10 protein-coding genes are annotated in these 22,197 nt (G+C 42.4%); 5 read left to right on the top strand and 5 right to left on the bottom strand.

Annotated elements, in window-relative coordinates; all coding sequences use genetic code 11:
* Window positions 1-4: 4 nt before the first annotated feature.
* The 5 genes from BY457_RS14545 to BY457_RS14525 all read right to left on the bottom strand — a co-directional run bounded on the left by BY457_RS14545 (window position 5) and on the right by BY457_RS14525 (window position 8,897).
* A complete protein-coding gene (locus BY457_RS14545) occupies window positions 5-1,090 on the bottom strand; it encodes a phosphotransferase enzyme family protein (RefSeq protein WP_106154057.1) in 1,086 nt (361 codons plus the stop codon).
* Between the two features lie 92 nt (window positions 1,091-1,182).
* Window positions 1,183-4,026, bottom strand: coding sequence for a beta-glucosidase (locus BY457_RS14540; protein WP_106154056.1), 2,844 nt, complete (start codon window positions 4,024-4,026; stop codon window positions 1,183-1,185).
* Between the two features lie 38 nt (window positions 4,027-4,064).
* The gene (locus BY457_RS14535; RefSeq protein ID WP_106154055.1) at window positions 4,065-5,660 is read right to left on the bottom strand and encodes a beta-N-acetylhexosaminidase; all 1,596 of its coding nucleotides are present in this window, start codon (window positions 5,658-5,660) and stop codon (window positions 4,065-4,067) included.
* Between the two features lie 335 nt (window positions 5,661-5,995).
* Window positions 5,996-7,534 carry a sulfatase family protein gene (locus tag BY457_RS14530; protein WP_106154054.1) on the bottom strand — a complete coding sequence of 513 codons (1,539 nt, stop codon included), beginning with the start codon at window positions 7,532-7,534 and terminating at the stop codon, window positions 5,996-5,998.
* A 154-nt stretch (window positions 7,535-7,688) separates the two neighbouring features.
* Complete coding sequence (locus BY457_RS14525; RefSeq protein ID WP_106154053.1) at window positions 7,689-8,897, bottom strand: glycoside hydrolase family 88 protein; 1,209 nt, start codon at window positions 8,895-8,897, stop codon at window positions 7,689-7,691.
* Between the two features lie 387 nt (window positions 8,898-9,284).
* Here BY457_RS14525 and BY457_RS14520 point away from each other — a divergent pair, with 387 nt between their 5' ends.
* The 5 genes from BY457_RS14520 (at window position 9,285) to BY457_RS14500 (ending at window position 22,163) form a co-directional block, all read left to right on the top strand.
* A complete protein-coding gene (locus BY457_RS14520) occupies window positions 9,285-13,310 on the top strand; it encodes a hybrid sensor histidine kinase/response regulator transcription factor (RefSeq protein ID WP_106154052.1) in 4,026 nt (1,341 codons plus the stop codon).
* Between the two features lie 216 nt (window positions 13,311-13,526).
* A complete protein-coding gene (locus BY457_RS14515) occupies window positions 13,527-16,598 on the top strand; it encodes a chondroitinase family polysaccharide lyase (protein WP_106154051.1) in 3,072 nt (1,023 codons plus the stop codon).
* Window positions 16,599-16,741: 143 nt separating this feature from the next.
* A complete protein-coding gene (locus tag BY457_RS14510) occupies window positions 16,742-17,152 on the top strand; it encodes a hypothetical protein (RefSeq protein WP_106154050.1) in 411 nt (136 codons plus the stop codon).
* A 196-nt stretch (window positions 17,153-17,348) separates the two neighbouring features.
* Window positions 17,349-20,486, top strand: a complete 3,138-nt coding sequence (locus BY457_RS14505) for a SusC/RagA family TonB-linked outer membrane protein (protein ID WP_106154049.1) — start codon at window positions 17,349-17,351, stop codon at window positions 20,484-20,486.
* Between the two features lie 54 nt (window positions 20,487-20,540).
* Window positions 20,541-22,163 carry a RagB/SusD family nutrient uptake outer membrane protein gene (locus BY457_RS14500; RefSeq protein ID WP_106154048.1) on the top strand — a complete coding sequence of 541 codons (1,623 nt, stop codon included), beginning with the start codon at window positions 20,541-20,543 and terminating at the stop codon, window positions 22,161-22,163.
* Window positions 22,164-22,197: the final 34 nt, after the last annotated feature.

Raw genomic sequence — 22,197 nt, 5'->3', positions numbered from 1 at the left:
TCTATTATTGTTCATTTACAATCTTTTGCATGGCCTCCCAGTTTTCCTCCATGCTTTTGAGCAATTTTATCTGAGCCCTGGTTCTGATCAGGTTGTGCTCCGGACTTTCAGTTTTGTAATAATTGTCACCATCAATGTAATCATCCAGGAACCGCACTGCCTGTTCGTAGGTCAATAACTTGGCACCAAATGCGAGTGTTTCTTTTTCTTCAGGGGTAAGAATCTCCTTTGTTTCCTGCAGAAACCCCTTGATAAACCCTTCGTAAAGCTCCATGTTGATGTTCACGTTGTCAAGGTTGGGATCATCCTCTTTACCTGTGTTGGCGCCGTTGCGGATGGCATCGCCAATGTCGTAGCAAACATACCCTGGCATTACGGTGTCCAAATCAATTACACAAAGCACTTCATCATTCTCGTCGAGCAGCACATTGTTGAATTTGGTATCCTGATGGACAATTCGTTCGGGAATTTTTCCCTCTTTTCCCATCTGAACAATTTTTTTGTACTCTTCGGAGCGTTCCATCAGAAAATCCACCTCTTCTTTTACCTCTTTCAAACGGCCTACAGGATCTTTTTCAACACGTTTCTTGAAATTATTGATGCGCATTTCGGTGTTGTGAAAGCCAGGAATGATAGGGTAAAGAGGTTCCCCGGGCAGATCGGAGACCATTTTCTGGAACTGGCCGAATGCCCGTCCTCCTGCTTCGGCCTGTTTGGCGTTGGTAAGCTGGTCGTAGGAACGTGCCCCTTCAATGAAGAGGAACATCCGCCAATAGCGACCTTCATCATCCTTAAAAAAACCTTCTCCATCGAGGGTCTCGATAGGCGTTAAAACACGGCGGTCGATGTCGGTGGTTTTTTGTGCTTTCAGTTTCCCCCGGATGTGATCGGTCACTCTCTTGATGTTTCGGGTGAGTTCCGGCACATTCTGAAAGATGTGGTGATTGATGATTTGAAGCAGGTAGTTGGGGGCATCTTCTTCCTCTGTTTTAACTTTATATGTGGTGTTGATCAGTCCGGTGCCGAAAGGCTTTATGTCTTCCACTGTTCCTTTGATGGCGAACCGACTGGTTATTTGTTCCGGTGTCATATTCGTATTTTTATGGTGAAACGTTTTGATCTGACTTCTTCATAATACAGGATTATGAAGAAGTCAGGCTAAAAATAAGGTTTGTTGATAGATTATTCGGTTTTCAGTTGGTCCAAACGTATGTCGCTGATGGAAACTTCTCCGGTTTTACTGGCGTGGATAATTAACCTCAGATCGGTGGCCGGAAACCCTTCAAAATGGTAAGATTCCATCCCTTCTGAAAGTTTATTTTTCCCATTAAATACAGGGATAAACTGTCCGCCTCCACCTGAAAGTTGGATTTCAATGTTGTACTGAGCTTTGTTTCGTTTTCCCCAATTGATTCTGATTTCCGAAGGTTTTGCGTCTTTACTCAATTCAAAATCTATGGTTGCTTCATTGGATTTGCTTTCCCACCGGGTGTTGGGAGATCCATCAGTAAGGTTCCGGACATCATGCTGATTGGATGAAGCATGAATGTATGTATTTCGGTGATTTCCTTGTTTGTTCAATGCCGAGGCGTCTTCAGATATCACTTCAAACTCTTCTTTCAGTTTGATTTCTTCGGATGAGGCACCGGCCATAACCAAAAATGTTCCGGGCTCTACTTCCCACTCCATATCCTTATTCAGGAGTGCCATATCTCTTCCTTTAATGGTGAAGTTAATCGTTTTTTGTTGTCCCGGTTCGAGAGGAACCCTTTCAAAACCTCGTAGCATTTTGTCGTAGGTAGTGACGGTGCTGATTTTATCTTGCAGATAAAGCTGAACCACTTCGTCTCCCTTTTGTGAGCCGGTATTTTTTACAGATAAAGAGATCTTAACATCGTCACCTGGTTTAATGCTTTTAGGGGTGACTTTCAGGTTGCTGTACTCAAATGTTGTATAGCTCAATCCGAATCCAAAGGGAAAGAGTGCTCCGTTTACCCGGGCCCTGCTTCCTTCCGGTCCTGCCTGTCCCCAGGCATTCACTTGAGAGCCGGGTTTGTAGGGGAAGTTGAAAGGTATCTGACCCACGGTTTTTGGAATGGTAACAGTTAGTTTACCTCCGGGATTGTAATCTCCGAAAATTACATCGGCAATAGCTTCACCACCTTTTGATCCCGGATAGAACGCCTGAATAATGGCGGGTACATTTTGGGCTGTCCAGTTGATGGACAGAGGACGACCACTGATAACTACCGCAATTACAGGTTTCCCTGTTGCCTGCACAGCCTTAACCAGTTTCAGTTGGTGGCCGGGTAAATCAAGGCTGGTTCGTGATTTATTTTCACCACATGTTCTTTGAGAACCTCCAACGACTACAATTGCCACATCTGATCCGGCAGCTGCTTTCACAGCTCGATCAATTTGGGATTGTTCTTCTTCTGTGGGGTCTGATGGCATGATTTCACTGTCGGGCCAGTTGGCATCTACCAGTTCAGTTCCCTTTTCATAAACTACTTCAATTTCTTTTCCTGCTTTTAGTTTGATGCCATCAAGAACAGTTGACACTTCCACCGCCAGAGGACCGTAATGAGTAAGGGCATAATCACCATTATCCGCATTGGGGCCAATTACAGCAATTTTGTTGATGGTATTCTTATCCAGTGGGAGCATTTGCTCCTGGTTTTTTAATAAAACAATTGATTTGCGGGATGCTTCAAGGGCGATTTTCTGATTTTCTTCAGAGTTAACTACTTCATCAGCCAGCTTGGTATCTTCTACGTAGGGGCTGTCAAACAGGCCAATCATAAATTTTACTCTCAGAATATCTCTTACACGATCATTTATGGTTTCTTCGGAGAGCGCTCCTTCCTCAATGAGTTCTCTTAAAGGATCCACATAAGATTCCGGGGATCGGAAGGTGCATCGTACGTTCAGTCCTGCCTCAACAGACTGGCGAACTGCTTCTTTGTAAGTCCCGGCAGTCCGGTGTTTATTGTAAAGGTAAATGACTGCGTCACTGTCGGAGACAATGTAGCCTTTGAATCCGAATCGATTTCGCAGAACCTCGGTAAGGTAGTAATAGCTGCTTTGAACGGGAATCCCGTCATAGTCGTTGTAGGAACTCATAATGCCCAGCAATCCTGCTTCCCGAATTACACGCCCAAAAGGATAAAGATGTATGTACTCTGTTTCGCGGGGTGAGATTTGCGGATCGACCCTGGAGAGTCCTTCTCTGGCTCCTTTGTTGTTGCTGTATATGGCAAAGTGCTTAGCTGTAGCAGCAACCTGGTTGTCTTGTTGCAATCCTTTGGTCATTTCAACTCCCAGTTCGGCCACCAGAAACGGGGATTCTCCATATACCTCTTCCATTCGTCCCCAGCGTTGATCACGACCAACATCGAGAATGGGCGCATAAACATTGGTGTAGCCCAACAGGCGGGCTTCACGTCCGGTGATGTAGCCAATTTTGTTGATGAGGTTTTTGTCCCAGGTATGCCCCAAAGCCAGTTGGGTGGGGAAATTGGTGGCCTTAAAGCTTTCGATTCCCCGGATTCCTTCATTGGTGAAATCGGCTGGAATACCCAGGCGCGTTTCTTCAATAAAGAAGCGCTGTACCTCATTGATGGCCCATGCATGTTCTGATGCCGGCCAGGTGTGAGGTGTTGCCATGGGGGGGCGCCCCCAGCCCTGGAATCCGTTCAAATGCTCATCAATGGCACCAATTCCGTCTTTCCAAAGTTTGTTTTTCCATTCAGGAGTTGGCAATGAATCATTCAGAACTCTTTTGTAGCCATACAGAGTGACCATCTGAGCTGTTTTCTCATCCATGGTCATTTGTGACAATAAATCTTCAATTCTGTCGTCTATGTCTGCCTGGGGATCTTCATAAATATCTTTTTCCCCGTTTTTATTCAGGTCAATCCAGTTCTTATGGTACATTTTCTTATCCTTTCCGGGAGCATCAGCTTTTGCAGAAATGAAGCTGACAGCTATAAGAACCGATAGGAATATGGAGATTCTTTTTTTCATGGTCAATTACGTATTTAAATTATTTGCAGAAAGCTTCTTTATTTAGCAGGGCCTTTTATTTCTGGGGTGCTATCAGGGTTTATCGGATTAAAGAACGAAATTCCTGCTTTTTTGTACAATTGCAACGATGGTTTTAGACGGTTTAAAAAATCCTGATAATCAGGCTTTTCATTGGTTGACCAGGCTGCTTCCGCCAGCGCTGCTATACGTGGGAAGGTCATGTAATCCAGCCGCTCGGGGGTGTCTATGGTTTCAGTCCACAGGTTGGCCTGGATACCTGGAATCAGGTGGTTATACTCGGTAATGGTTTCCTCAAAATACTCGTTAAAATGAAGGATTTGCTTTAATGTGGAGTATTCTCCCGCCCAGCGACGTCCTGATTCATGACTTTCGTGCTGAACAAAATCAAAATAGAGGGGGATTCTCGGGCAAAGAATAGTGGTATAGCCATTCTCCAGAGATTTTTGGAGCTGATCCTTTTTGTCGTGTCTCCACCACATTACGACAGATTCCTCTACAGGAGTTTGGGCGTTTACAATTTCATCCCATCCCATAAGTTTTTTATTCATAGTAGTCAGACTGTCTGCCATTCGGTTGATGAAATAGTATTCAACCTCCTGGAGGTTTTTCAGGTTCTCCTTTTTCATAAGTTCCTGAACTTCCGGAAGATTTTTCCAATGATGATTGCCAAAGTGAACTTCATCTCCTCCCAGGTGAATATATTCTGAAGGGAAAAGGTCAGCTACTTCTCTCAGGATGTCAGTCAGAAAAGCATAAGTTTCCTCTTTTCCCGGATTGAAGGTGAATTCAGGATATTTTTCTGAACCTCCTCCGCTGAACTCAGGATACGCCTTGTTCGCGGCTGTGGCATGCCCGGGCATATCTATCTCCGGAATAACTTCAATAAACCTGTCTTGGGCATATTTGAGAATCTCTCTGATGTCGTCCTGCGAATAGAATTTGGCAGAGGCATCAGGATCGCTCAGGTTTCCGGTGGCACCGACCGTTGTTAATTTTGGATATTTTTTGATTTCTACCCGCCATCCCTGAACATCGGTCAGGTGCCAGTGAAATTTATTGAGTTTGTAAAAAGCCATCCAGTCGAGCAACTCTTTGACCTTTTCTTTGCCAAAAAAGTGACGTGACTCATCAAGCATAATACCTCTCCATGGATAACGGGGAGCATCGTTGATGGTCAGCGCAGGAAGTGTCCGGTTTTTTGTGTTTTCAGATGTTTGATTCAGCATTACCTGGCTCAATGTCTGGAGGCCGTAAAAAACTCCGGACTTTCCTGCTGCTTTCAGGACTATTTTTTTGGAAGTAATTTTGAGTGTGTAAGCCTCTGGGTTACCGTTGTCAATTTGGGGCTCCTTAATTATTTCCAAATCAGGACTGCACAGAAACCATGATCTCTTCCATTCGGAGCTGAACCCGTGTTGGTTCACCCGGTTAAAGAACATGTTCAGAGCAGAGGTAAACTCCTCATCTGCATTCACGGTAAATCTATCCGGTATGACAAAATTACCCTTCTGTATGGATAGGTTTTCAGGGGCAGGAATTATTTTTAAATCCTGACTTGATAGCGGAACAATAAAAAATGCCATCAATGCGATTAATAATATCTGTTTTTGCATCAGTATAAAATTTTTCTTAGTAATTGGTCTCGGAAGCTTTGACAAAACAGAATCCGTATAACCAGGATTCCTTCTTATTTAACGTTTTGTCTCTTCATTGTGAGTCAAATTGCTGATTAATTAGTGTTTGTCTATAAAGTCTGACTTCTGCGTTGTTGCTCAAAATCTATATCCTCAAATACATTAGTATTCTGCGGTTTAGAGTTTTCACACGCCTTATATTTGAACTTTCTAGTTCAAACACGTGAAAAACGCTTAGTTTATGGACAGAAACTAATTAGTGCCTGTCTTTAAACTAAGCAAAATTTGTTTTTAGAGCTGTTTCTGACCAGAAACTAATTATAGGGTATCAGGTCGGACAGGATATTCTTCTTGTACCAGAGATCATCACTGTGCTTTAGCCAAAAGGCCATTTCTTTGAGCAATCCTTTAACTTGTTCGTCGTTCCAGTCCACTGGCATATTATTCATCTGATAGGGATCCTGGTTATCGTTAAAAAAACGGGTTGTTACCAGGTTGTGGTTTCTGTCAATGACCAGTTCAAGTGAGAAATGATGCGTTTTTATGCCCCGTGCCTCCGGGAAATAGGAAATTACTTTTCCGGCTTCGTTTACTTCACCATCCAAATTTCTGATGTACAGCGCAGATTCCGGCCTGTTATCTTCTTTTTCGGAAATAATTTGCTCCGAATAGTCAAATCCATGCAGATTATCGGGTAACAGTTTTTCCAGTCCCATCATGCTCAGAATGGTTGGCATGATGTCCGGAGTGCTCATGATCAAATTGTCGGTACGGGCCTCGTTTAGCTCCGGCCATCTGATTAAAAAGGGGACATCCATTGATTCTGAATAAATGGAATTCTTTGGGTCCGTGACTCCCTGGCTGCACATGGTTTCTCCATGATCTGAAGTGAAAACAATAATGGTGTTTTCGTATTCTCCCATCTCCTTAAGTTGTTGTACGATACGTCCGAACTCTCTGTCAACACCGGTTACGTTTGCAAAGTAATAGGGTGCAGAGGCTGTTTTAGCCATGCTATGGTCCACATTGGGTCGATGCAACAAATTTTCAATCGGAATGTCTTTGTAAATGTTGTAATCTTTTTCCAGACAATCATCCAGTGAACTGTAAGGACTGTGCGGCGGATTCATGGACACAAACAAGGCAAAAGGTTTGTCCGGATCTCTTTGTCCGTCTTTGTTTTGCAGGTATTCTATAGCTTTGTCTGCTTCATGTTGTGGTGAATACATCCTGGGGTCGAACCGATTGCCATCGGTGTCATAATAATGAGGATCCAGGTGTACGTCCCAGGTGTTGTACGCATACCAGTAATCGATCCCATGTCTTCGTTCGGGAGGTGTGTAGGTATCCCATGCAGGAGTTCTCGGATCCACATAATGGCCCGGATTGGCCGGGTCGTTTGGTGTGGGGAAATCGAGATGCCATTTTCCGATATAAGCGGTTTCGTAACCAGCCTGACTTATAACATCCGTAAATCCGACAACATCGGTACGTAATGAACTTACAGGGCGATTGGAGTTACAGTTGAGCGGTGCTCCGCTGGATCCGGGGTAAAGACCTGTGAAAAGACTTCCGCGATGGGGGGTGCATAAAGGGCTGTTGCTGACCATGTTGGTAAAAATGACTGATTCTTGCGCAAATTTGTTCAGGTTAGGTGTTTTTACGGGGTCTCCTTTTGTTCTGATTGCTCCTTCGTATTCAGGAGTTTCCCAGAATTCCATAGCCTGTTTGCGCATCTGGTCGGGAAATACGTAAACCAGGTTTGGTGACTGAGGTTCTTCTGCACTCTGGCAGCCGGTCATTGCTGCCATCAACACCCCTATGCCAAGTGATATGTTTCCGATTTTTTTCATGATTCAGCAGGTTTAATATTCTTACTTCTTTCAGGTTAAAGGTTTTTTTTGTGAATGCCCCACACCTCATAATTTTGAGGTGCAAGGGCAGAAGGAAATAAAAGAGGGATTTTTATAGATTCTGTTTTTTTAAGTACGGTCCCTGTTTTACTTTCTATTCCGAAGTTGTTTCTTTTAATCTTAAGAGTGCCTCCACATAATAATAATCGGCATAATTTAGGGGCACATCTATTTCATTGTTATGTGGGATACTGCCTACACTGTGCTTTAAAATAAAGTGATGGTTTTCTCCTTTTACTGCCTGATATGCAGGAGATGATAAGCTTTTCAATATTGCTTTGGCTTCCTTTAAGTACTTTTTCTTTCCTTCATTGTCATATTGGCTCAATTCAATGAGTGCTGATGCGGTAGTCGCAGCGGCAGAAGCATCTCTGGGTTCATCCGGAATTTTAGGAGCGTCATAGTCCCAATAAGGAATACGGTCTTCCGGTATCTTTTTATTGTTTATGATGAAGTCAGCTATTTTTGATGCAGCTTTCAGATATTCCGGGTTTTTAGTATATCTATAGCACATGGTAAAACCATATAGCCCCCATGCCTGTCCGCGGGCCCAGCTTGATTCGTGCGAATATCCTTGCGCTGTGTGTTTGTTACGTACTTTTCCTGTTATGCTATCATAATCAATAACATGATAGGAACTCATATCTTCTCTGAAATGATTCTTAAGGGTGGTGTTTGCATGGGCGATGGCCACTTCTTTATATTTTGAATCTCCTGAAAGCTTACTTGCTTCAAAAAGCAGTTCGAGATTCATCATGTTGTCAATAATAACAGGAAATTCCCAGCCTCTTTTCGATTGCCACCCTTTGTCAACGTTCCAGGAGATAATGGATCCCACGTTGGGGTTGAACCGGTTACTCAGAGTTTCAGCGGCTTCAATTAATATGTCTTTATATGCCTCTTCCCCTGTCAGGCGTAAACCATTGCCATATGAGCAGTTAAAGACAAATCCCAGGTCATGATATCTTGGCAGAAAGCGATGGTTTTCAAATAAGCCCTGAAGCGAATCGGCTCCTGTTTTCCACTTTTCATCTCCGGTATATTCATAGAGGTACCAGCAGGTTCCCGGGAAGAATCCTTCTGTCCAGTCAAATCCTTTGTTGGTCCATCTTAAATGATCATTCTCAATTGTTCTTGGATTCTTCTGAGCGGAAAGGGCTTTTTCAAGCATAAATTCAGTTTGACTTACAGAAAAATTCAGGTTCTTTTCGACTGATAGTTCCGTTCCTTGTTTGGCATTACAACCGAACAAGGCTATTGTAAAAGCCAGGGCGATAGTGATTTTTTTGCTTTGATCAATCATGACTTAAATGTTGTTTATCGTTTTTGTTGTTTACTTTAATTTCACCAACCAATATCATATGGTATCTGTTTTTCAATGTTCGATTAATACAAAAATAAGAAAGAATATGGCTTGTTTTTGATGTAATTGACTGGTTGTTAGATAGTAAAATTGTTCAATGGTGGTGTAAGGTCTTGATAAGCAGGAGTGAATATGAAGGGTGAATAAGTAGTCGTGTACAAATGGTGATTGAATTGTGAACAATATTGGATTATAAAAAAGACAGGACCCGTTTCTTTGTAGCTATATCAGTAATTTTGATTTTATCCGAAGCGTGAGGAACCAGATTATAAGGCAGTGTCTTTCGGGAAATATGACTATATTTATGTTATACAACTAAGTTTTTACATGAAAAAGATTCTATATCTGCTAATTTTAATTGTTTCGGTTACTTTTAGAGTAGGCGGACAGAAAAGCATTTCATTTGAATACCTTGGACTTTCAGAGGGGTTGTCTCAAATTTCTGCAATATCTATGTTGCAGGACAGCCTGGGACGTGTTTGGATTGGAACGCGGGATGGTTTGAATCTTTATGATGGCAATAATTTCAGGGTATTCAGATCTGTTCCTCGTGATACCAGCTCGTTGCTGGGGCAAAATGTTTTGAGTCTGAGCCAGTCGGAAAAGCATATCTTAATTGGAACACGTTTGGGCCTTTCTCTTTTGAATGTCGAAACGCTTAAGTTTGATCAATATCCTTTTGATGAGGTGAAAAGTGTTCTTGCTTTTAGGGGAAAAACGATGGTGGGTACTTCCGGTGGATTGTTTTCACTGGATAAAGAAATGGGTAAATTTGAAAGAGCAAGTGAAATTTTCTCTGTTGAAACCTCCGTAAATAGTCTGTATAAAGATCATGCAGGTTTGTTATGGATATGCAGTTCTGACGGACTTTATTTATATGATTCTGTATATGAAGAAGCTGCAAAGGTGCTTTCAGGAAATATTACAGCTGTTTTCAATGATACCCGAAAACGCCTTTGGGTTGGGACAGATGGGCAGGGAGTCATGTTACTTGATCGCCAATATAATATAGTCCGTACTTTTTCAAGTAATTCCGGTTCAGAAAATGGTAATCTTGTGGGGGATATTGTTCGGGACATAGATGAGGATAATTCCGGGAATATATGGGTTGGAACTTTTCTTGGACTCAGTATTATTGATGGAGAAACCTTTGAGGTTTCCAATCATCAGCAAAATGATGAGTATCCCGGAAAATTGCTACATAATAGCATCTGGAGTATAATGAAGGATTATCAGGGAACTATGTGGGTAGGAACTTATTTTGGAGGAGTTCATTGTTACAATCCCGAATATCAGGTTTTCCACCGTTATGCAATTATGGATGCTCATGGAGGAGGAACCGGTTTCAGGGTTATTGGTAATATGCTTGAAGATTCTGAGAACAATCTTTGGATTGCCACTGAAGGAGGGGGATTGGATTATTTTAACCGAAAAACCGGGACTTTTCTACACTACACTACCCATAATGGAAAGGGAAAATCTTTGTCTTCTAATAATGTGAGAGCACTTTATCTTCACAATAATGAAACATTGTTTGTGGGTACTCATTACGGAGGGTTAAATAAGCTGGATATTCCTTCAGGGAAAATTCGGCACTTTCGGTCCGAAAAGAATGATTCTTCTGCTATTCAATGTAATATCGTTAATGAGATTATCCCGTTCGGAAGTGATTATCTGCTGGCTACTCACCAGGGGGTCATACGTTTTGATCCGGAAACAGAGGTTTTTTCTCATTTCATCGAAAGTGAGGTAGAGCGGGAACGTGTCGGGCCGGTGATTTATACGTTGTTTGAGGATAGTTTCGGGAAATTATGGATAGGAACCGAAAAAAGGGGGGTGTTTTGTTATGACGTGAAAAGGGGGGTGATTGATAATTATGCGTATAGTATTGATAACAAGTCATCTGTCAGCAATAATTCTATCTCCTGTATTTTTGAAGATCACCGTTTTCGTCTGTGGGTAGGAACGCTGGGGGGAGGGTTGAATCGTTATTTGAGAGAGGAAGACCGTTTTGTGAACTACCTTGATAAGGTGGGTGGATTTTCCGGGAATTTTATTTACGGCATTGAAGAGTCCAGATTCGGAAATTTGTGGGTGGCTACCAGTAAGGGACTTTCCCGTTTTGATATTGACCATGAACAATTTTATTATTACCACGAGAGCAATGGCTTTCCACTGCAGGAACTAAATCAAGGTGCTTTATATCTAACCTCTGACGGGACTGTTTTTGTCGGTGGAGTTCATGGGTTAATCTCGTTTAAGGAAGAAGATCTGCTGAATAATGATATTCGTTTCTCTCTGGTATTTTCATCTCTTTATGTGAATAATTCAGAGGTTATGCCGGGAGACAATACCGGGGTCTTAAAGAAAGATCTTCCTTTTGTCGAAGATATTACGTTGAAAGCCAGCCAGAATGTTTTTACCGTTCATTTTTCAGGTTGCAATTATGTTCCCCAGCACAAAGCTCTTTATCAATATAAACTGGAAGGATTTAATGAAGATTGGGTGGAAGCAGGCAGCAGAAATTTTGTAACCTATACAAACCTTAATCCAGGTGATTACTTGTTGAAAGTGAGAGGTGTGAGCGGAGTGGAAAAAAATGTTATTGATGAAAAGGTGTTACGTATTCATGTGTTGCCGCCCTGGTATAAAACATGGTATGCCATTCTTTTTTATGTTCTTGTTTTTATTGCTTTGGTTTTATGGGTCAACTATTTCTATCTGTCAAAAGCACGCCTTGCTGACTCCTTAAAGGCGGAACGGCAGGAAAAGGAAAAGATTAAAGAACTTAATCAGATTAAGCTAAAGTTTTTTACCAATATTTCTCATGAATTCCGGACTCCGCTGACTCTTATAACGGGGATTTTGGAGGCCGTACTGGAAAATACCAAGCCCACCGCCCGAAACTACGGGCGCTTGTTGATGGTAAAGCATCATGCTCTTCGGCTTAACAATCTCATAACCGAGTTGTTGGATTTTAGAAAGATGGAACAGGGGTATATTAAGTTGAAGGTGTCTGAAAACAAGTTGAGTGATTTCCTGAATAACATCCGTGAGGCTTTTAGTGAACATGCACAGCACAGACAGATTCGTTTTGATTGCAGAAACTGTTCCTATGATGGTTCTATCTGGTTTGATGTGAGACAGATGGAAAAAGTGTTTTTTAATCTGTTGTCCAATGCTTTTAAGGTGGTTCAGGACGAAGTGGGAAAAGTAAGTCTTGAAGTAATTGATCAACAGGGGGAGGTGGATATTATAGTTTCTGACAACGGGGTAGGTATGACGCCTGAAGAGGCAAAATATGTGTTTGATCGTTTTTATCAGACCGGTTCTGCTGATCTGAATACCGCCAAAGGGACGGGAATTGGTCTGGCTCTTACCAAAATGCTGGTGGAAGAGCATGGTGGCAGGATTTCGATAATAAGCGAAAAAGATAAAGGGACGGCATTTACCATTAGTCTGAAAAAAGGAAACAGACACTTCAATGCAGAAGAACTCGTTCCGCATAAAGATATTGTTCCTGTGGACAGTGCGTTTCTTGCCGAGCAACCGGTTCCTGAGGAAAAGATGGATGAAGCTCCCGAAAACGCACCTTTGCTTTTGGTTGTAGAGGACAATGAGGAGGTTAGGAGAATGCTTAAAAGCATACTGGGATCGCAGTATCGGATTATTGAAGCTGAAGATGGGAATCAGGGACTTAAAAGTGCCATAGACGAACAACCTGACTTAATCATTTCGGATGTTATGATGCCTAATTTGTCGGGGACTGAGATGTGTGCACGGTTAAAACGCAATATTCAGACCAGCCATATTCCTGTAATTCTGCTCACCGCGCGTACAGCCATCGAATATCAGATTGAGGGCATCGAAACCGGAGCAGACGATTATATTACCAAGCCTTTTAGCGTCAAATTATTAAAGGCAAGGGTTAAGAACCTGTTGAGAAACAGAGCAGCCCTGCAGGAGAAATTTCGTCAGGATCCGGCAGCCGATATAAAAGAACTGGCAACTACTTCTATCGATCAGGAGTTGGTGGAGCGGGCAAAGGCTATTGTAGATGCACATATTGATGATACCGATTTTGATGTAAATGATTTTGCTGCCGAAATGGGGCTTGGACGCACCAGACTCTACTCCAAAATTAAGGGGATTACCGGTCAGACCCCCAATAATTTTATTTTGTCTATCCGTCTGAGAACCGCAGCTGATTTATTGGTCAATAAATCAGGATTAAATGTTTCTGAGATTGCTTATGCTACAGGATTTAATACACCCAGATATTTTAGCCGCTGTTTCCGGGATTATTTTGGGGTTTCTCCTTCTAATTATATTGAGAAAGACGATGAAGCCTGACTTTTTGGTATGTTTTATTTCTACGTTACACTATACGTCAGATGGGGAGTGAATAAACGATCCCCCCGAAGTGTACAATATTAACCCTTCTTTTTGTTTTAACGTATCTACTTTTAGCAGACTGATTTGCTGAATGAATGCAACGCGTCGGCTCATGTCAAGTCAGACTCTGAGAATGATGTCTGGTCAATAAAAATCCATTACAGAAATGTTTTTATGAGAACAAGTTTTTCGAAATTACTGATTGTTTTATTGGTTCTTTTTTTGACACTTAGCGTCAAAGCACAGGATTTCTTCCATGACAAAATCATCTCTTTTGAATCTTTTAATGAAAATAAATGGGAATCAACCCCGGGAAATACGATTGAGGTTTCTGAAGCACACTTTAGACATGGTGAAAAATCTCTTCGTTGGAAATGGAATAGAGCCGGGGCAATAACTCTTCATGAGGAGATTGGTTATAGAAAATATGATGTGGAAGACGAAGGTTATGTTCTTTCTTCGTTTGTAGTCTGGGTTTTTAACGAGAAACCGGTGGATGACCATCTTCGTTTTGTTTTTAGCACTGATAGCACCACAAACACCTGGTTTTCTTTAGGGTTGAATTACTCCGGTTGGCGTGCCGCATGGGTATCTTTTGGTCGTGATATGCAGGGTGAACCCGGGACGAAGATGAATCGCTTACGGATAGAATCACCTGAATCAGTTTCCTCGGGCGATATCTATCTGGATCATATGGTGCTCAGTATTCCTATTGATAATCGACACCATACGCCAGACAGGCAGGTGCCCTTTGTAAATAAGAATACGACCAACCATTGGCTGATTTTGGATAAGATGAGTCGCATTTCACTTCGCTGTTCCGGGAATGAGGTGGTTACTCCGGCTGAGAAGCGTTCCATCAGGACTATCGAAAGGCATTTTGAAGATGATCTTTTAAATACCGGGAAGGTTTCGGGGAAGAGAATGAATCTCTTGCGCAAAGGGTTTGATTTTTATAACATTAAGGTTGAAGGTCCCCATGTAACCGGGATGCCACTTTGGTTTGTTCGGCATGCTGAGCTGTATATACCACTTGAGGGGCGTTCGGTTACCTCGCATTTCAGGAAGAATCGTAATGACTTGAAGCGTTATTTCGGGTTGATGCTCAATATTGCGCAGTCGTTTAGAAAATCAGATGATGTTGAGCAGCGTCGAGAGTTGCAGCGAATGTTTATTCATATGTATGCGCATTTGCGTGATCAGGGGGTTGCTTTTGGCAGCGGAATGGGTACGATTCACCATTATGGTTATAGTTGGCGGGATTATTACGATGCTTTGTTTTTGATGAAGTCTGCTTTGAAAGAGGAAGGACTCCTTGATGATGCAATTCGGGATATGCAGTGGTATGCTATCGTCAATGAAGTGAATGTTGTGCCTTCGGAACCGGGTATGGATATGGACGCTTTTAATACTCAGGCCTTGGGACGCCTGGCGTCGATTTTAATAATGGAAGATTCCCCCGCGAAGGTGTGTTATCTGAAGAATTATTCCAGGTGGATAGAAAATGGTCTTTTGCCTGCTCCCGGACTCAAAGATTCTTTTAAGGCAGACGGTTCAGTATATCACCATGCCAATCATTATCCGGCCTATGCCATTGGTGGCCTGAATGGTGCTGTTCGTGTTGTTCGTTTTTTGAGCGGAACACCTTTTCAGGTTTCCTATGAAGCTCACGAGACCTTAAAAAATGCGTTGTTGGCAATGCGTTTTTATTGCAATCTCCAGCAGTGGCCTGTGGCTATGTCGGGAAGACATCCCAGGGGGACGGAATCTTTGGTTCCCGAGCAGTATGCTATTCTTGCATTAGCAGGTTCACCCGATGGGGAAAAGACGATTGATGAGGAGTTGGCTGCTGCTTATCTCAGGCTAACGCAGTATGAGCAAGCAACAGAATACCATAAACTTTTTGCAGATGCAGACATTAAGCCCGAACAGGATCCTTCCGGATTTAAAGTTATGCCTTATGCTGCTTCAGCCATTCATCGGCGAGATCATTGGGCGGTTTCTGTTCGGGGGCATTCCCGTTATTTATGGGCAGCTGAACATTATCTGGGAGCCAATCTCTACGGACGCTATCTGGCACATGGACAGTTGCAGATTATGGGTAACGGAGAGCCTGTGACAAATCGTGCCAGTGGTTATGTTCAGAAAGGGTGGGACTGGAATCGCTTTCCCGGCACGACGGTTGTAAACCTCCCTGTTGATCAGTTGAAAGCCGATGTTCGAAATGTGGATCAATACTCCGGATATGAGGAGATGCTCTTTTCGGATGAAGTTTTTGCGGGTGGTGTGCATGCCAACAACAGAAATGGTGTTTTTGCTTTCATACTTCACGAACACGATAAATATCAGGGATCCTTACGTGCTCGAAAATCTTGGTTCTTCTTCGATGATAAGATTGTTTGTCTGGGGTCGGGCATCGAAAATGAAAATTCTGACCGTCCTACCGAAACGGTATTGTTTCAGAATTATCAAACATCTCAGGACCCACCTGTCTTTGTAAATGATGTAGCATTGGATTCACAAACAAAGGATACCTTGTTACATAAGGGATCTTACTTTATTGTGGATAACAAAAACAACGGTTATTATGTGCCGGAAGACCAGGTGTTTTTAAAACAGGGCAGACAGTATTCCAGAGATCAGAGAAGCGGAGAACAAACCAACGGACAATTTGCTGCCGGGGTGATTACACATGGAACGGCTCCCCTGGAAGAATCATATCATTATTGCGTTTATCCGCAAATAAATAATAAAAAATTTAAAAAAGATATTGATCCGGCCGACTATGAGATTTTGAAACAAACTGCTAAGAGTCATGTGGTTTACAATAAACCGACCGATCAAACCGGTTATGTGTTTTTTGAAGCTGCATCAGATAACGACGCCGGATTAATAGAAGCAACCAACATCCCCTGCATGGCCATTACGCAGCCGGCCAACGGGTACTTTAATTTGCATCTTTCCAATCCCGATCTTGCTCTTTATGAGGGGGAAGCGGACGAGGTATATGAAAATGGCAAAAGGGTGGAACGCAGCATTTATTCCCGTCCGTGGAAATACAATGATAGTAAAGAGATGATTCTTGAAGTAACTCTCCGCGGTTTGTGGAAACCCCTTTATGATGACCATAATCGTACAAAACTTCTGGACTGGGAACATATTTCTGAAAAAAAGACTGTTTTTCGGATTCTTTCGCATCAGGGCAAATCGTATCATTTGAAGATTCATAGCATTGATAATAAGTAGGTTGGCTTGGGGTCGTGGTTTTTGTACATCCTTTCGTGGACAATTTGATACATTTTACGAATGATTTTACCCCGGCTTGGAGAGTGGTTCCAAATAAATTTGTGTTGTTAATGAAACTGAAAATTATTTAAAATTCAAAGGTTATGAAAAAAGTTTATTTGGTGTTTCTGATTTTCGCTTCACTATTTATTGCATGTGAAGAGGATACTTTCAGAGAAGAGGAATTTTCTAAAGAACCACCTGTCGAACTTAACTATGCTGAAACTGTAAATGCTTTTATTGGTGAAGCATTTAATAGTGGTATTCCTGTGGTGGAGGCCGGTGGCAACAAAGTGTTTTATGCTATTGAAGATGTACGCGCACAAGGGCATGAGATTACTTCCGATGAGAAACAAACATTTGTAATTGATGCTACAAATGGAGCCATTACTGCACCTGCGGGTAATACTTTAAGTGTCGATACTTACGATTTTGACATCAAAGTAGAGACTATTTACGCCGAAGCTGTTTTTGAAAACGGTTATTCGGTAACCTTTGAAACCCCAGCAGAATAAAACAATTCTTTTGATCAAATGAGGATCGATGGAATGTTATTCCTATAAAGAATAAAAAGAAGCGGATCTGGTAATGTTTTTCACCATGAAGCATATTTAATAAGTATGCAGGTTCAGACGGACCAATAATGAATAAGGTGATGAAGTTTTAGAGAAATTCGTTTCTGAAAATTTTCAAACTGAAAAAGTTATAGTAATGAAGAGATATCTGGCATTTATTGTATTTATTGTCCTTGCAACCACCAGTTTGTTTGCACAGGATAAGCAAATTTCCGGTACCGTTGTGGACGGAGACGGCCTGCCTATACCGGGAGTGAATATTCTAATCAAGGGAACCACCCAGGGAACCATTTCCGATATGGAAGGAAATTATTCTATGCAGGCGGCTCCTGAGGATATTCTGATTTTCTCTTTCATTGGTTTTGAAACCATGGAGAGAGAAGTAGGTAATTTGAATAATATTGATGTTGTATTGAAGGCCGAGGATATGATGCTTGATGAGGTGGTGTCGGTTGGATACAGCTCCATCAGAAAAAAGGATGTGACCGGTGCTGTGGCGCAGGTTAAGGCCTCAGACCTTGTAAAGAGTCCGGTTTCTAACTACGACCAGGCGTTGGCCGGTCGCGTTGCGGGAGTGCAGGTTTCTGCTGCTGATGGAACACCCGGTGAAGGTTTGAATATCGTGATTCGCGGAGGAAACTCCATTACAGGCGACAACTCACCATTATATGTAGTGGATGGTATGCCAATGGAGGATTTTGATCCGGCATCTATCAGTTCGCACGATATTAAAAGTTTTGATGTGTTGAAGGATGCATCGTCTGCAGCTATTTATGGTTCCAGAGGAGCCAACGGTGTTATTCTTATTGAAACCAAAGGCGGACTCGAAGATGGCTCTACCGAAGTGACCTTTAATACTTCTGCAGGATTACAATACATTCCCGGGCGTTTGGAAGTGATGCGTCCATACGATTATGTTTCTTACCTGGAAGAGATACAGGTTCCCAAAGGGGGACAGTATGAAGCCACATTCCGTGAGTTTTGGGTCGATCCTGAACTTTATTCCGAGGCTGCACTTGCGGAGAGAGGACAATCACCCGTTAGCTGGCAGGATAAAATTTTCCGTGAAGCCTGGATGCAGAATCATTACATCTCTGTACGTGGAGGTAATAAAAAGACCAATGTGATTTTCTCGGTTAACTATTCCGATCAGGAAGGGACGCTGTTGAATACAGGTTTTAATAAAATTAACAATAATCTTAAGTTCAGACACCGGATTTCTGACAAAACTCAGGTTGGGGGCTATGTAAATTACTCCTACATTAAAAGAGATGGTTTGAATGTGTCAGGAAACAACCGCAACAGTATTATTCGTGATGCAGTTACTTTCCGTCCCATCAGCCCGGTTAATGACGATGGTAAAGAGGGCGGACTGGATACTACCGACCCCAATGATCTTCGTTTTAATCCCGTAAAAACATTAGAAAATACTGATCGTTTTACCCGCATGGATGTGATTCGTGGAAACCTCTTTTTGAACCAGGATCTTGCACCTAATATGGTGTTGACATTGGCCGGAACTTATCAGGCCAACAACCGCAAAGAGTCACTTTTTTATGCATTGGATACTTATCAGGGTTCTCGCTCGCCCGATGGTATTAACGGTACTCTGACTGATCGTCGTGACCTGATGCTTTCAACTTCTAATACTTTGAAGTACGACAACCGCTTTGGCAATCATAGCTTGAATGCAATGGCCGGTTTTGAGGCACAATCCAGAAATAATGAGTATTTCAGAGCAAGAAATAAAAATATGCCTATTGATGATTTCGGAACCGATAAAATTCAGGTGGGAACAGCCCCTGATATTCCTGAATCATATGCTTCGGAGAATATGCTGACTTCGTTCTTTGGACGCTTGAATTACAGCTATCAGGGAAAATATCTGGCTACAGTCAATTACCGTGCCGATGGATCTTCCAAGTTCAACCAAGAAAATCGTTGGGGATATTTCCCATCCATGTCATTTGCCTGGAGAGCTGTTGAAGAGGATTTTGTAAAAGACCTGAATGTGTTCTCTAATCTTAAGTTTCGAGGAGGGTGGGGAGTTACCGGCAATAACAGAATTGGTGATTATACAGCTTTCTCTATGTTGAATTATGATGCCTATAGTGGTTATTATTTTGGCAATGATTATCATCTGGGTGTCTATCATCAGAATCTTGCTGATGAAAATCTTAAATGGGAGACTACTAAACAGATAAACCTTGGTATCGATATGGGTTTTGTGGACAACAGGATCAATATTGTGGCAGACTACTATAAGAAAAATACTGAAGACCTTTTGTTGGATGCCGACATGGCACTTAGTACCGGGTATGCTTATCTGACTCAGAATGTTGGAGAGGTGGAAAACTCGGGCCTTGAGTTTTCTTTGAACACCGTGAATGTTCAAACCAAAGATTTCAGATGGTCATCAGCCTTTAATATATCGTTTAATAAGAATAAAACTGTGGGACTAAACTCCGGACAGGATGCACTTTATACCAATCCCGACTGGTACTTCCGTTTTTCTGAATATCAATACATCACTAAAGTTGGTGAGCCTGTGGGTATGATTTATGGATTGAGAAGAGATGGTGTCTATCAAATGGATGATTTCAACTTTGATGCTTCTACGGGTGATTACATTCTGAAGGAAGGATTGCCCGACAACGGCCGTAATGTAGCACCGGGTAGTGTGAAGTTTGTTGATCAGAATGGAGATGGAACTATCAATGAGATGGATCGTGAAGTAATCGGTGATCCTCATCCGGTGCACTTCGGAGGCTTTACCAACGATTTTAAGTATAAAAACTTTGATCTTCAGGTATTCTTCCAGTGGAGTTACGGAAATGATATTCTCAATGCCAACCGAATAATGTTCGAGAATCCCGGAATTTTAGGTATTGAATACAATTCACTGGCCCCTGTGGCCGATCGTTGGACGCCCTCCAACCCGACGAATGAAGTTCAGGCCTATGAATTCAACAATGTGCTTGGTGTTCCCCAGGACGGGAACCTGGTATCCGACTACTATGTAGAGGATGGATCATATATCAGATTGAAGACGATTTCTTTGGGCTATTCGTTAGGAGCACCCGCACTCAGTGCACTTCGTTTAAAGTCTGCCCGAATCTATTTGTCCGCTCAGAACCTGCTTACCTGGACCAACTATTCAGGATATGATCCGGAAGTTTCTGTCGGTAAATATGGTGCTTTGACGCCCGGTCTTGATTATTCTGCATATCCTATCAGTACTGTGATTAGTGCCGGATTGGAAGTGAAATTCTAAGAGAATTAGTCTTGATTTGAAGAAAGATAAGTTGTTGTCTAAAAATTGAATACAATGAAGAATAAAAGAAATATAATCATGTTAATCATGCTTCCCCTTGTACTAATTGGTTTTAGCGGGTGTGATGATTACCTGTCGGTAGAACCCAAGTCGAACTGGGTGGTGGAGAATTTCTACCAAAATAAGAGTGATGTGGAACTGGGACTTGCCGGAATGTACAGTTATCTGGGGATGGATGCCACTTACGGGCAGAGTTTATCGGCTGTCCTGGCTGCAGGAACAGACGAGATGTTGTATAACCGTACCAATACCAATTGGGCGGAAGCTCTTTACATTGGTACCGCAGCATCCACCACAGTGAAAGATGCCTGGTTGAACCTTTACAAAGGTATTGATGCGGCTAATAATTTTATTGACAGGGTTCCCGGAGCTACCGGAATTACCGAAGAGGAGCGTGCTCAGTATCTTGGAGAGGCTCATTTTCTGAGAGCTTTATACTATATGGATCTGGTACGCTTTTGGGGGCCTGTACCACTTCGTGTGGAGCCTACCCGCAATGTGGATGCCAACAATATACCTGCATCATCGGTGGAGGAGGTCTATAATCAAATTATAGCTGACCTCACTTTTGCCGCTGAGAATCTGAAGCATGCAAGTGAGTTGGATACCCCCGGACGTGCCAGTAAAATGGCAGCTCATGGGTTGTTGGCAAGAGCTTACATAACAATGGCCGGGGAGCCACTGAATAAAACTGAAATGTACGGGAAGGTTGTTGAACAGTGCAACATCATTATTAACGATGGCTGGCACAGACTGAATGATTCTTACAAACAGGTCTTCCTCAATTATATTCAGAATGAATATGATCCCAAAGAATCAATGTTTGAAATTGAATTTGGAATGTTGCGGGATCAGGGAATCCGTGAAGACGGACGAATTGGTCAGATAAACGGTGTGCAGTTTTATTACTGGCCTACCCGGACCGAACCTTTTGCTTACGCTCTGGCTCAAACAGCCATTGGTTTGGTGAGAAGTTATGACGATGAGAATGACCAACGTAAAGAATGGAACGTAGCTGACTGGATCTGTAAAAGTGACGGGTCTATTGATCCAATTGACAATGAATTATTGTTTTGGCCTGGTAAGTTTCGTCGTTGGGAGCCCATTACCTTCGGAAACATTAAAGATGGGTCAGGAAGTTATCGATTGTTGGAAGATGCAGCTTCCCCTGATAAAAACTTTACCGGTATCAATTTCCCGGTACTTCGATATGCTGATGTATTGTTGATGATGGCTGAGGCTGAAAATGAAGTTAACGGCCCGGGAAATGCCATTGCTTATCTTGATCAGGTGCGCAACCGCGCAGGACTGGATGATATAGATGCCGGTCTGGTTGGATCAAAGGAAGCTTTCAGAGCAGAAGTCAGAGCAGAAAGACTGCGTGAACTTTGTTATGAGGGGCATCGGAAGCATGATCTGATTCGATGGGGAATTCTGGGTGAGACTCTTGCTCTTCAAAATCAGATGATTGACAATGCCAGCAGTTCTGACCGAAGCAAGGATAATTTTAAAAGAGCCGGGTTAAACTTTAACCCTTCGAAACATACTGTTTTGCCTTATCCTCTTCAGGAAGTAACCATGAATGAAGCTTTGGACCAACATGCTTCCTGGGAATAAAAATAATGGATGATAAAAAGATAAATACTTTTTG

It is taken from the genome of Marinilabilia salmonicolor, from assembly GCF_003003035.1.
GTDB classification, from domain to species: Bacteria; Bacteroidota; Bacteroidia; order Bacteroidales; family Marinilabiliaceae; genus Marinilabilia; species Marinilabilia salmonicolor_A.
This window is presented reverse-complemented; position numbering and strand designations above follow the sequence as displayed.